Annotated in this window: 13 protein-coding genes and 1 tRNA gene; 6 read left to right on the top strand and 8 right to left on the bottom strand. The window is 64.3% G+C overall.

What is annotated here, in order from left to right:
* Positions 1-109: 109 nt before the first annotated feature.
* The 8 genes from DT069_RS02715 to DT069_RS24505 form a co-directional block, all read right to left on the bottom strand.
* Positions 110-478, bottom strand: coding sequence for a response regulator (locus tag DT069_RS02715; RefSeq protein ID WP_119458706.1), 369 nt, complete (start codon positions 476-478; stop codon positions 110-112).
* Between the two features lie 36 nt (positions 479-514).
* Positions 515-1,591 carry a sensor histidine kinase gene (locus tag DT069_RS02710; protein WP_162912934.1) on the bottom strand — a complete coding sequence of 359 codons (1,077 nt, stop codon included), beginning with the start codon at positions 1,589-1,591 and terminating at the stop codon, positions 515-517.
* A gap of 539 nt (positions 1,592-2,130) precedes the next feature.
* Positions 2,131-2,220: transfer RNA gene (locus DT069_RS02705), tRNA-Ser, on the bottom strand.
* Positions 2,221-2,395: 175 nt separating this feature from the next.
* Entirely contained in the window at positions 2,396-3,373 is a 978-nt protein-coding gene (locus DT069_RS02700) for a YihY/virulence factor BrkB family protein (protein WP_119458704.1), read from the bottom strand.
* 136 nt (positions 3,374-3,509) lie between these two features.
* The gene (locus DT069_RS02695) at positions 3,510-4,631 is read right to left on the bottom strand and encodes a DUF3618 domain-containing protein (RefSeq protein ID WP_119458703.1); all 1,122 of its coding nucleotides are present in this window, start codon (positions 4,629-4,631) and stop codon (positions 3,510-3,512) included.
* Positions 4,631-5,020 (bottom strand): phage holin family protein, encoded by a 390-nt coding sequence (locus DT069_RS02690; RefSeq protein ID WP_119458702.1) that lies wholly within the window; start codon positions 5,018-5,020, stop codon positions 4,631-4,633. Before DT069_RS02690 ends, DT069_RS02695 begins: the two co-directional genes overlap by 1 nt.
* A complete protein-coding gene (locus DT069_RS02685) occupies positions 5,020-5,700 on the bottom strand; it encodes a hypothetical protein (protein WP_119458701.1) in 681 nt (226 codons plus the stop codon). Before DT069_RS02685 ends, DT069_RS02690 begins: the two co-directional genes overlap by 1 nt.
* Before the next feature lie 19 nt (positions 5,701-5,719).
* Entirely contained in the window at positions 5,720-5,998 is a 279-nt protein-coding gene (locus DT069_RS24505; RefSeq protein WP_162912933.1) for a hypothetical protein, read from the bottom strand.
* Here DT069_RS24505 and DT069_RS02680 point away from each other — a divergent pair.
* The 6 genes from DT069_RS02680 (at position 5,985) to DT069_RS02655 (ending at position 12,173) form a co-directional block, all read left to right on the top strand.
* Positions 5,985-6,779 carry a YdcF family protein gene (locus tag DT069_RS02680; RefSeq protein WP_162912932.1) on the top strand — a complete coding sequence of 265 codons (795 nt, stop codon included), beginning with the start codon at positions 5,985-5,987 and terminating at the stop codon, positions 6,777-6,779. The genes DT069_RS24505 and DT069_RS02680 overlap by 14 nt on opposite strands.
* 192 nt (positions 6,780-6,971) lie before the next feature.
* Positions 6,972-7,949 (top strand): lytic murein transglycosylase, encoded by a 978-nt coding sequence (locus tag DT069_RS02675; protein WP_119458699.1) that lies wholly within the window; start codon positions 6,972-6,974, stop codon positions 7,947-7,949.
* Between the two features lie 49 nt (positions 7,950-7,998).
* A complete protein-coding gene (locus DT069_RS02670; RefSeq protein ID WP_119458698.1) occupies positions 7,999-9,084 on the top strand; it encodes a septal ring lytic transglycosylase RlpA family protein in 1,086 nt (361 codons plus the stop codon).
* 55 nt (positions 9,085-9,139) lie between these two features.
* Complete coding sequence (locus DT069_RS02665) at positions 9,140-10,366, top strand: D-alanyl-D-alanine carboxypeptidase family protein (protein WP_119458697.1); 1,227 nt, start codon at positions 9,140-9,142, stop codon at positions 10,364-10,366.
* A 68-nt stretch (positions 10,367-10,434) separates the two neighbouring features.
* Positions 10,435-11,088 carry a dTMP kinase gene (tmk, locus tag DT069_RS02660; RefSeq protein ID WP_119458696.1) on the top strand — a complete coding sequence of 218 codons (654 nt, stop codon included), beginning with the start codon at positions 10,435-10,437 and terminating at the stop codon, positions 11,086-11,088.
* 8 nt (positions 11,089-11,096) lie between these two features.
* The gene (locus DT069_RS02655; RefSeq protein ID WP_119458695.1) at positions 11,097-12,173 is read left to right on the top strand and encodes a DNA polymerase III subunit delta'; all 1,077 of its coding nucleotides are present in this window, start codon (positions 11,097-11,099) and stop codon (positions 12,171-12,173) included.
* The last annotated feature ends 56 nt before the right edge of the window (positions 12,174-12,229 follow it).

The raw sequence follows: 12,229 nt of genomic DNA, 5'->3' as shown, positions 1-12,229 counted from the left end.
GCGGGTTTCACTCCCGCCGCTCTTCTTATCCGAACAGTCCGTTCGGAGAGTCAGCTCTGCAGCTCGAAAGCCGCGCAGTGGTTCAGCGTTGGCTGCCGATTCCTCTGGCTCACAACCGCCGAAACGTGCTCTCCGCCATCCGTTGCAGCGCCTGATTCTCGAGTGGCTTGCGCAGCTGGGGCAAGCGGCGGTACGTCTCCGGCAGGCTCGCGGCATCGTAGCCGGTTGTCAGAATGAGCGGCACGCCGCGCACCAGAAGCTCGTCCGCGAGCGGATAGATAACCTCGCCGTCCAGCTTCACATCGAGGATGGCGCCATCGAACGTCTCTCGCCGCGCCACGTCCCGTGCCGGCTCCAGACGGCCGATCGGCCCGACGACTTCGGCGCCGAGCTCCCGGACAATCTCCTTGACCTCCAGCGCCACGAAGTACTCGTCCTCGACGACGAGAATTCTCAAACCATCAAGTCCTTGCGCCATCCCATAGAGCTCCGCTCGCGTGCCGCCGGGTGCGGGTCACGCCGACGCGGAACCCTTCGGAACAGGAAACCGGATCGTGCACTCGACCCCGTCGGGGTGAAACATCAGCGCGGACGTCCCGCCGAGCATGTAGGGCACGGTCTCCTCGATTACCTCCGAGCCGAGCCCTCGCCTCGACGGATCGCCCTTGATCTCGATACCGTGCTCGCGCCATCGGATCAACATCCGAGTGCCGCCATCCGATGGTTCAACGGTCCAGGATATGTCGATCCGCCCGTCTTCGCCGCCGAGCGCACCATATTTGACCGCGTTCGTCGCGAGTTCGTGGAACGCCATGCCCAGGGCTTGTGCCATGTTCGATTGCAGCATCGCACGGGGTCCTTGCAGCGTGAGCCGCTCTCCCTCCCGCGCACCGTGCGCCGCCAGCTCCTGGCGCAGGATGTCGCGGATGTCGGCCGCACCACCTGGGCCGCACGTCAGCAGATCCTGGGTACGGGCGAGCGCGCCGAGCCGGCTGTCGAAGGCCGCCCCAAACTCATCGAGGCTGATGCTTTCAGCGCGTATTCGTCGCGCGAGCGCGCGGATGTTGGCGAGCAGGTTCTTCACCCGGTGCTGGAGCTCGCGCAGCAGGATACGCCCGGTTTCCTCCGCCTCCGCGAGTTCGCGGTGCGACGCCAGACGGTCGACGGCGAACGCCAGCAGGTTGGCGTAGTTCTGGAGAAAGCTGATATCGTCCTCGTCGAAGTCCCGGTGCCGGCGGGAATCGACTTCCAGAACGCCGAACGCCTCCCGCTCGCCGCGGATGACGACGTTGACCATGCTCTTGACGCCGTGGTCCACCAGCAGGGCCGGAATCTCGAAGCGTTCCTCCGTCGCCACGTCCCGCGAGATCACCGCCTGGTCCTGCTGAAGCGCATACCCGCCCGGCGAACGCTCATGGGCACCAAGGGTCGCATGGCCGACGACGCCGGGCTTCCAGTTCACCCCGGCGCGCACCAGCATGGCCTCGCCATCGGGCAGCAGTTCAAGGACTTTGACGAGTTCGACCTCGATGGCCTCAGAGACGAGCGCCGTCGCCTCCTGCAGCAGCGCGTCGAGGTTGTCCGTGCGCAACGCGTGCCTTCCGAACTCCGAGAGGACGGCACGCTGCTTGCGCAGCCTCTCCACTTGTCGCCTCTCTGATTGCCGATCCTGGTTTGCTATCATCCGATCCTGTTGCTCTCCGGAATGGGAATAGGTCCAAGCATCGGCGGAAGGCAAGACTACGGGTAGATCGCAGTCCGTGATAGGTCCTTTGCACCGCCGTCGAGTGGCACCCTTCAGCCGGAAGACATCTGTTTCGCATTCCTCGTACGTCCGACCGATATGGTGCCGGTTCGCACGATCATGCAGGCCTGCACCTGCTTGTGGGGTGGCATCTACAATGGTCAGTTGAATTAACACCGGAAACGGCTACGAGTGCCGCCGTTAAACCGATGCTCTGCCTAAGCCAGAAACCGGATGTGCTGGTCGCGGATGATTTCTTTTGCGAGGCCAGGCTCAATACCCGAGACGAGTCTGAGCATCCAATTCGAAATGTGGGGTCATTTGTGGGAACAATGCTGACGTGTGAATAAAAAAGCCAGAATAAACAATGAGATAATCTAAAATAGTGGCGGATGGGGTGGGATTCGAACCCACGAGGGGCGTGAACCCCTGCCGGTTTTCAAGACCGGTGCCTTCAACCACTCGGCCACCCATCCATGCCCGATCACCGACGCCCATCGATCGGATCGTCGGTCGCTCGTCGCGTGCGCCACTTATCGCAGGCTTCGCCGGAGCGTCAAGTCGGAACGCGGCCGGATTCTTCCCATACCGCCGGCGCAATGCGGAAATGCTGCCGGGGGCTTGTGCGGGGGGACTGAAGGCAGTCGCGGCTCAGCGGGAATCGGCCACTGTATCGGCGACATAGGCGTCCCGCTTGCCCATCGGCTGCTCTGGCCCTCGGGTGGTATCCTTGGTCGTCTGATGCTCCATCTCCGCGTTCAGCTCGGCTCCGAGCAGCACGAGATAGGCACTGATATAGAACCACATCAGGAGAATGACGACGGCGCCAAGCGATCCGTAGGTTTCGTTATAGCTGCCGAAATTCGAGACATAGAACGAGAACAGGACGGACGCCACGATCCAGAGGACCGTCGCCACGACCGACCCCCAGCTCACCCAGCGCCATTTCGGCGTGTCCCGGTCGGGCGCATAGCGATAGATGACCGCGAGCACGAGGATGACTGCGAGGGCGAGCAGGGGCCAGCGCAAGATCGACAGCAGCGACTCCATGGTCTGGCCGAGGCCGATTGCGGCGAACAGCGCGGGCAGCACGACGACGAGGCCGATGGCGACGATGGCGAACAGGATCGCCCCCAAGGTCATCAGCAAGGCGATTGCGTTGAATTTGATGAAGCCGCGGGTCTCCTCTTCGTCATAGGTGATGTTGAGGGCGGTCATCAGCGTCTTGATCCCGGAGGTGGCGCTCCACAGCGTGATGACAAGGCCGAGGAGAAAGCCGAAGGTGAGGCGCCCGGTGGCGCCGCTCGCAACCGCGCTGAGCTGCTGGTTCAGGATGTCCCAGGCCTGCGCCGGCATGACGGCGCTGAGCGCGGACAGGTGATTCTGGATGTCCGCGGGATTGGCGATGAGGCCGTAGATCGAGACCAGAGCGGCGATCGCCGGGAAGATCGCAAGTAGGCCGTAGAACGCAATGCCGGCGGCGATGATGGAGATATTGTCCGTCGACAGCTCGTCCTTGACGCGAAGCGCGATCTGGCGCCATCCCTTCGCCGGAATATCACTTGGCTGCGTCGCGTGACGGCCTTCGGCCCGATCCTCGGCAGATGCCTTTCGTCTCCGTCTGGCCATGGAATTCTCCAAGTGAGGGCGGGAGAACACGCCCGGGTGGCTACCTACCGCCTCGACGGGACGGGCTCAGCGGATAACTGGCTTGTCGTAGCCACAGCCGGCGAACATCTGACGCTGCCCGCCGGCTGCGGTTTGTCTAGACCGGCTTGGTATCCGGGGCCTTCTTTCCTGGCGTCGTTCCGGATGACGTGCCGCCGGCTGTCGAACCCGGTGTCGTCCCTGCTGTACCGCCGGACTTCACGCTGGCGCTCGCGCCCGCGGAGGATTTGCTGGCGGTCGATGAGGCCGAAGAAGACGTCGACCGGCCGCTCGTCGTCGAACCGCCCGACGTTCCGCCGCCGTCGTGTGTAACGCCTTGGCCTTGGTTGAGCGTCTCGTCCCCGACTGCGGTCCAGGTCTCCTCGGCTACGCGTCCGGCCCGGTCGATCCCTTCGCGACCGGCCGCCGCCGCCCGGTGCTTGAGGTTGTCGCGAGTTTGGCCCATCAACTCGTCCTCGCGTCGGGTCGAGGGTAGCAGGGCGCCAAGCGCCGCGCCGATCACGAACGCAGCCGCCGCCATCATGACCGGCTGCTGCTCCGCCATTCCGGTGAGGCCCTCGCGAGCGCGCTGTCCCCGGTCGCGGGCCATGCCGCCGATACGGCTCATCCGGCCACGGGCGGTGTCGGCCAGCCGACTCATCCTGCCGCGCTCCTCATGAGATGAGCCGGCGTAATATGAGGACGGCTCACCGTAATCGCCACCATAGTCACCGCCGTAATCACCCTGGGCGTAATCACCCTGGGCGTAATCACCACTGGCGGTTCGATATGCTTCACTTCCGCCGGCATAGGCGGCGCCTGCGGAGCCATAATCGGCGGAACCGGCCCAGCTCGCGCGATAGGCCCCGCCGGTGCTGGTATAGTCGGATTCCTTCATCGCGGGATAGGCGCCGACGCCGGCCGAGGTGTAGTCATACCCTTCCTGGTCATAGTCATACTCGTCGCGATCGGACTCCGAGGCGCGGCGGCTGCTCGAGACGGCGAGCCAGGCTAGGCCCACACCGACAAGAGCCATGGGCACCGGATTGTTCCGGACGACACGTCCCAGATTCGAGGCGAACTCGCCGGGACCATTGCGGAAGTAAGTCATGGCTTCATCCATCATCTGTGCTGGGGTGAGCTTGCTTTGGATCGCATCCAGTGTTTCCCGCATCTCCGATCGGGTATGCTCGATCTCGCCCTCGATATCTTCTGGCGCCCGGTTGTCTTGCGTGCTCATCACATCTGCTCCTTGACCATGTCCTTGTCCCGGCGGAGCGACTCGGTCGTACGCCGCGGCGACAGATTCTGCGCCTTCAGGGCGCTGCGCCCTGCTTGCAGAAGGCCGATGCCGATCAGGGCGACGAGGCCGCCGACGATGAGCGACGCGAGCCACCCTTCCATGAACTCGGCGAGACCGACGACCAAGGCCTGCAGCAGGATCAACAGGCCGGCGAAAGCCAACAGGCCGCCGACGGCGAGAGACGCCACCGCGCTGCCGACCTGCGACATCTTCTCGGAGGCTTCCGCCTTCGCCAGCGCAATTTCCTGACGCACGAGCTCGGAGGTGTTCTGAGTCAGATCCGTGAACAGCTCCATCAGCGAGCGTTCCTGCTTCGGCGGCTGCATCACCGCGTCCCTCCTTCTGACGAGCGTCCTCCCGATGAGGATGCCGTCGTTCCCGGCGCACCCCCGACGCCGGCCGTGCCGACGGTAGCGCTGCTGCCATGAATGCTACCGTCGGCCGTATCGCCTTGGGTGCCGCCGGCTCCCAGCCGGTCGGTCCCGGCCGTGCCGCTGTAATCCGAGTTGCCGTAGGATCCGTGCCGGCTCTTGCTATGCTCGGCGGAGGCCCTTGCGAAACGCGCGACCAGGAATCCGGCAATCGCCGACCCGCCAATCAGCAGGCCGGGCTGCTGTCGCGCCATGTCCCGCGCCTGACTGGCGAGCGAGCCGAAATCGCGATCGCGAAGCGCGTTCGAGAATTGATCGAGACTGTCGGCGGCGCGCGTGATGTAGTTCGCAGCGTACTGCTGATAAGGCTGATCCTGCTGCTTCAGGTTGTCGGCCGCACTGCGCAGGGCCTGCGCCACGCCGCCGACCTGTTTCGCGGCCATTTCCTTGCGCTCGCTCGCATAGGATTGCGCGCGCTCCTTGGCCTGCTCGGTCAAGCGGCGGGTCTCATCCCGCAATTCCGTCCCGGCACCGGCCGTCGAGCCGGATTCGGCCTGTGCGGCCGATGATGTGCCGGTCGTCGATTTCGAGGGGTCGGATCCGGCACCGCCCGATCCTAGATCTCGCGTGGCCATGCTTACCTCCTGTCTCAAATTACCGGCCTGATTGCCGCGGCAGCCCCGGCGCGTAGCGGTCGTCAAGCCTTGGATGAAATTGTCGAAAGAAAAACCGCGACCTATGGCGAATGGTTCCCTGGGCGGTCATTTTGTCGACCAGGCAATCCTCGTCATCCGTCGATTCTAGAAAAATGGCGGTGGTATTCGACCACGGTGATGGCGAATATACCGGCACCGCCGTCCGCTTCGGATCATCCTTGAGGAAATGGCGGATCTGCTCCGGGGGCTCCCGCAAAGTTGCAATGACATTTGTCATCTCGAAGCTGTTCTGGATTCTGGCCGCACCCGGCAATCTTCTGGTGCTGGCCCTGTGCGGCAGCGCCTTTATGCTGTTTACGCGGTGGCGCCGCTTCGGCCGGTGGGTGGTCGCCGTGATCGCCGCGGCCGCATTGGCCGTCACCGTCGTGCCGGTGGGGCAGTGGCTCCTGATACCCTTGGAAGAGCGGTTCCCCGCTGCCCCGATCCCGGAGAAGCTGGACGGCATCGTCGTTCTCGGCGGCGGCATCAGCGCGCGTCTGTTGGAGGCGAGGGGGCAGGCGAGCCTGAACGAGCATGCGGAGCGCCTGTTCGCCTTGGCCGGCTTCGCGCGGCGCCTTCCGGAGACGACGCTGATCTATACCGGCGGCGACAACGCATTGGTCGATCCCACGAACCCGGAGGCCGACGCCGCGCGCGGGTTGATGGCTGAGCTCGGCCTCGATACCGACCGGATCATCTTCGAGCGGGATTCGCGCAATACCTATGAGAACGCATTATATTCCAAGGCCTTGGCGAAGCCGAGTCCGGACGAGACCTGGCTTCTCGTCACCTCCGCGTTCCATATGCCGCGCTCGGTCGGGATCTTCCGGCAACAGGGCTGGCCGGTCGTCCCCTACCCGGTGGACTACATGACGGACGGCGAATATCGCCTCTTTCGGTCACCTGATTTGACGGCAGGCCTGACCGCCTTGAGCATCGGCACGAGGGAATGGATCGGCCTCGTTGCCTATTATTGGCTGGGATACACTGACAGTCTTTTCCCTGGCGCGAATCCGTAACGTCTTTTTCCCCGTAGCGCATTTTTCATTGAGAAAGCGACTCGGAATCCGCATTCGCGTTTGCGCGGAAACGGTGGCTATGGCACAAGAACCCGCCGGTTCCTATTCGCTCGCCTTGGCAGGGGATTGTCAGTGATACTGTTCTCACATGTGCCACCCGCTGGAACGAAACGGCGCTTCGGGGGCACGACCATGATGTTTTTTGCGACGCTGTTCTGCGGCAATCTCCTCGGGGCCGGGTTGGCGGCGGCGGAGACGCAGAGTTTCGGCGCGTGGCTCGAGGGGCTGCGGCAGGAGGCGCTGAGCAGGGGGATTGCGCCGACGACGCTGCAAGCCGCACTGGCCGACGTCCAGCCGATTCCCCGGGTGATCGAGCTGGATCGAAGCCAACCCGAATTCACGTTGACTTTCGATCAGTATCTCGAGCGCGTCGTTCCGGAAAGCCGGGTGAAGCTCGGTCAGCGGATGCTGGCGGAACACCGCGCGCTCCTGGAGGAGATCGGCGCCAAATACGGCGTGCAACCCCGTTTCATCGTGGCGCTCTGGGGCGTCGAAACCGACTTCGGTCGACTCACCGGCGGCTTCGACGTCGTGTCGGCGCTCGCGACGCTGGCGCATGACGGGCGGCGCAGCGATTTCTTTCGCAAGGAACTGCTCGACGCGCTTCAAATCCTCGATGAAGGCCATATCAGCCCGGCCGCGATGGAGGGTTCCTGGGCCGGCGCGATGGGGCAGAGTCAGTTCATGCCGTCGAGTTTTCGCCAGTTCGCCGTCGATTACAATAAAGACGGCCGGCGCGACATCTGGGGAACCAAAGCAGACGTCTTCGCGTCCATCGCCAATTACCTTTCGTCCTATAATTGGCATCCGGATCGGATTTGGGGGCGCCCAGTCCGGCTGCCCGCGAATTTCGATCCGGATCTCGTCGGCGTCGATATCGAGAAGCCTCTGAGGGAGTGGCAGAGGCTCGGCGTGCGGAAGGCGGACGGCGGCAATCTGCCGACGGCGCATTTTCCCGGTTCGATCGTGATGCCGGGTGGTTCCGATGGGCCGGCTTTTATGGTTTATTCCAACTACAAAGTCATTCTCCGCTGGAATCGGTCGACCTACTTCGCGACTGCCGTCGGCCATCTCGCCGATCGTATAGGGGAAATGCAGCCGGCTCCGTAGGGGGGCGTTCAGTGAGCTTTCAGTGAGCATTCAGGGGGGCGCTCACGACATGGGGCATTCTGCGGTTTCGCTTCTTCGAGCCATCGGACTCTTGCTCGCCATCGGACTGACGGGCTGTGCCGAAACCACGCTCCCGGTAGACCAGCCAACGGTGGCCACGCCGCCGCCGGAAGAGGCCGTGGGCCGATACAAGATCGGCAACCCCTATAAGATCGGCGGCGTCTGGTACTATCCGGCTGTCGACTATGAATATGAAGAAACCGGAGTGGCGTCCTGGTATGGGCCGGGCTTCGACGGCAGACTCACCGCGAACGGCGAACGCTATGATATGAACGGCCTGACGGCGGCACATCGGACGCTGCCGCTGCCCAGCGTCGTCCGTGTCACGAATCTGGAGAACGGACGCGCTTTGACGCTCCGGGTGAACGACCGCGGACCGTTCGCCCACGGCCGGATCATCGATGTCTCCCGCCGTGCGGCTCAGCTCTTGGGATTCGAGCAGCAGGGTACGGCGAAGGTGCGGGTCGAGATCATGCCCGAGGAAAGCCTCGCCTTGGCAATGCAGCAGAGTGGTGGGCAGTATGCGGCCGCAGGCCCGGAAGAGATGACGCCGAAGGCGGCGCCGGCGATCGCGGTCGCGAGCGAGGTGCTGCCGCCGCCCGGCGGTTCCCCCAGCCCAGCGGCGTCCCAACCGTCCGTGCCGTCGGAACCGCCAGAGATAGCGGCCGAGCCTTTGCCCGCGACGCAGATGTCGGCCTTCGATCCGGCCGCGCCCGATACCCGGACCGATACCCAAACGCCCGTTCAGCCAGCCGAAACGAAGGCCGAGCCCTTGCCCCCGACGCAGGTGTCGGCCCTCGATCCGACAGTGCCCGATGCCCGGCTGTCGATACAGCCGGTCTGGCCGACGCAGCTCTTCATTCAGGCGGGTGCTTTCGCCAACTACCAAAATGCCTATCGGTTGAGCGCGCTGCTGTCTTCGCTTGGGCCGGCCAAGGTGAGTTCCGCCTTCGTCGGCGGGCAACAGTTCTTTCGCGTCCGGCTTGGCCCGATCGACGGCGTCGACAAGGCGGACAGGTTGCTCGAGCAGGTGATCCGCGCCGGCCATTCCGATGCCCGAATCGTGGTGCAGTGATGGGTTTCCGGTTGCTGCTCCGCCGAGACTCCTCGAACCTTCAGTGGAAGAAAAGATGAAACTTCGAAACCTTCCGTCCTGCGCCATTCGCCACTCCGTCGGCGCCGCCCTTTCGGGCTTGCTCCTGGCCACCGCTCTGACCATTCTCCCCGGGAAGGCCAGCGCGATCGAAACGGCTGGCCGCCAGGCGATCGTCGTCGATTTCAACACCGGTGCCGTGCTGTTCGATAAGAACGCCGATGAGCCGATGTACCCGGCTTCCATGAGCAAGCTGATGACGATCTATCTGGTGTTGGAGCGGTTGAAGGCGGGTGAATTGTCGCTCGACGATACCTTCTTGGTTTCCGAGAAGGCGTGGCGAAAGGGCGGATCGAAGATGTTCGTCGAGGTGAACACTCGGGCCTCGGTGAAGGACCTGCTCCGCGGCATTATCGTCCAGTCGGGGAATGACGCCTGCATCGTCATCGCGGAAGGGCTTGCCGGGACAGAGGCGAACTTCGTCGAGCTGATGAACGAGAAGGCGCGGGAACTCGGACTCGAGAACAGCCATTTCACCAATGCGACCGGTTGGCCCGACCCTGAGCATCAGATGAGCGCGCGGGATCTAGCCATTTTGAGCAAGCATCTCATCGAGAATTTCCCGGACCACTACGCCATCTTTTCGGAACGCGAGTTCACCTACAGCGATATCACGCAGGGCAACCGCAATCCGCTGCTCTATCGGAACATTGGGGTGGACGGTTTGAAGACCGGCCATACGGAGATTTCCGGCTATGGCCTGACCGCTTCGGCCGAGCGCAATGGGAGACGGGTCATCGTCGTCGTGCATGGGCTTGACGGAATGCAGTCGCGGGCCGACGAGTCCGCCCGGCTCGTCGAATGGGCCTTCCGCGAGTTCGACAATTACACACTCGTGAAGGCCGGGGAGCCGATCGCCGAGGCGCCGGTCTGGCTCGGCGAGGGGGCGACGGTGCCCTTCGTGGTGAACACCGACCTCGTTGCCACGCTGCCGCGGCATGATCACGACGACATACAGGTGGTCGCCCGGTTCGACGGCCCCATCCCGGCGCCGATCGAACCCGGTCAGGAGATCGGCACGCTGGTGATCAGCGCTCCGGGGCTTGAGCCGGTCGAAACGCCGGTCTTTGCCGGTGCCGCCGTCGACCGTCTGGGGCCAGTCGGCCGGATTGCCGCCGCAGTCAAATATCTCCTGCTTCCCGGCGACGGTTCCGACGACGTCGCCGCCGATGCGACGAGCGAATCGGCCAGCGCCACGAACTGACGCGTAGGGTCAGGAGCACAATGCGTGTGTGATACGGGGCGCGGACCGACCGCGCGGGTGTTGAAGACATGACAGGCAAGCAGGCCTCTCCGCCGCGCTTCATTACCTTGGAAGGCGGTGAGGGGGCGGGCAAGTCCACTCAGGCGCGGCACCTTGTCGAGGCCCTCAAGGAAGCCGGGCTCGATCCTCTGCTGACCCGGGAGCCTGGCGGCTCCCCGGGGGCTGAGCAAATCCGCGCGCTCTTGGTGGAAGGCGCGGCAGGGCGATGGGATCCGCTAACCGAGACGCTCCTGCATTTTGCCGCGCGCCGCGATCACCTGACGAAGACGATCACGCCGGCACTTGCCGCCGGGCGTTGGGTGGTGTGCGACCGGTTCGCCGATTCGACGCGCGCCTATCAGGGGTTTGGCCTCGGCCTTGACCGCGAGATCATCGAAATGCTCTATCGTCAGGTCGTAGACGATGGCGCCCCCGATCTGACGCTGATCCTCGACCTGCCGGCGGAGGAGGGGCTGCGCCGCACGGCAACGCGCACGCATGCCGAAACGCGATATGAGCGAATGGACGAGGCCTTTCACCAACGCCTTCGCGAGGGCTTCCTCACGCTTGCCCGCGAGGAACCTCGCCGCTGCGTCGTCGTCGATGCGAGCCGCGATGTGGAGTCCGTGCAGTCGGCCATTCGCGCCGCAGTCCGCGAGCGGTTCGGTATCGCAATTCCATGAGCGATCCAATGAGTGAGGCGGGCAGCACGCCGGACGTACCGGAGCCGCGCGCGAACCCCGTTCTGCTGGGGCAGGAGCCGGCGGAGACGGCGCTGCTGCAGGTTTGGCGATCGGAGCGCATGCCGCATGCTTGGCTGCTCACCGGCCCTCGCGGAATCGGCAAGGCCACGCTGGCCTATCGCTTCGCCCGCCTCGTGCTGGCCGACGGCGGCCTCTTCGGGGCCGGCGGCGACCTGCAGCTTGATCCGCAAGATCCCGTCTTCCGCCGGGTCGCCAGCGGCGGCCATCCGGACCTTCTGACCGCCGAACGGAGCATCGACGACAAGGGTCGGCTCCGCACTCGAATCACCGTCGAGGATGTCCGCAAGATCGGCAGCTTCTTGCGTTTGACCCCGGCCGAGGGCGGGTGGCGGGTCGTAATCGTCGATTGTGCCGACGAGATGAACCCAAGCGCGGCCAATGCATTGTTGAAGATTCTTGAAGAGCCGCCTAAAAATGCGCTCCTGCTCCTGGTCAGCCATGCGCCCGGCGGCCTGCTGCCCACCATCCGCTCGCGCTGCCGCCGTCTTCCGCTTCGGCCGCTGCCCGACCCGACGGTCGTTGAGCTGCTCGGCCGATATCGCCCCGACCTTGCCGACCAGGATCGGACGGTCCTCGCCGGTCTGGCAGAAGGAAGCATCGGACGGGCCGTCGACCTTGCGGCGGAAGGCGGGATCGATTTGTATCGCGAGGTGGCGGGCTTGCTGCTGTCTCTGCCGAATCTCGAGGGGACACGTCTTCATGGTCTCGGTGACCGGTTTGCAAAACAGGGCGGCGAAACCGCCTTTCGCACGGCGACCGACCTGCTCGGCCGGTGGTTCGGGCGGATGATCTGCGCCGGAGCGTCGGGCGCGCCGGCGGCGGAAATCCTGCCGGGGGAGGCGGCCTGCATGCAACAGCTGCTCGAACGGCGCAGCCTTGATCAGTGGCTCGACCTGTGGGAAAAGATGGCCCGCCTGTTCGCTGCGGTCGAGGACGTCAATCTCGATCGCAAGCAGGCCTGGGTCGGTACCTTTCTTGAGATCGAGGGGCTGGCCCGGTCCTAAACGGGCGTCATCTCGCAGGCGCGCCCTTCGAGCCGGCTCGGCAATCCTGCCGGTCG

This window comes from Virgifigura deserti (assembly GCA_003576685.1).
In the GTDB taxonomy this organism is placed as follows: Bacteria; Pseudomonadota; Alphaproteobacteria; order Dongiales; family Dongiaceae; genus Virgifigura; species Virgifigura deserti.
The sequence above is the reverse complement of the archived record's forward strand: the minus strand, read 5'-3'. Positions and strand labels throughout refer to the sequence as shown.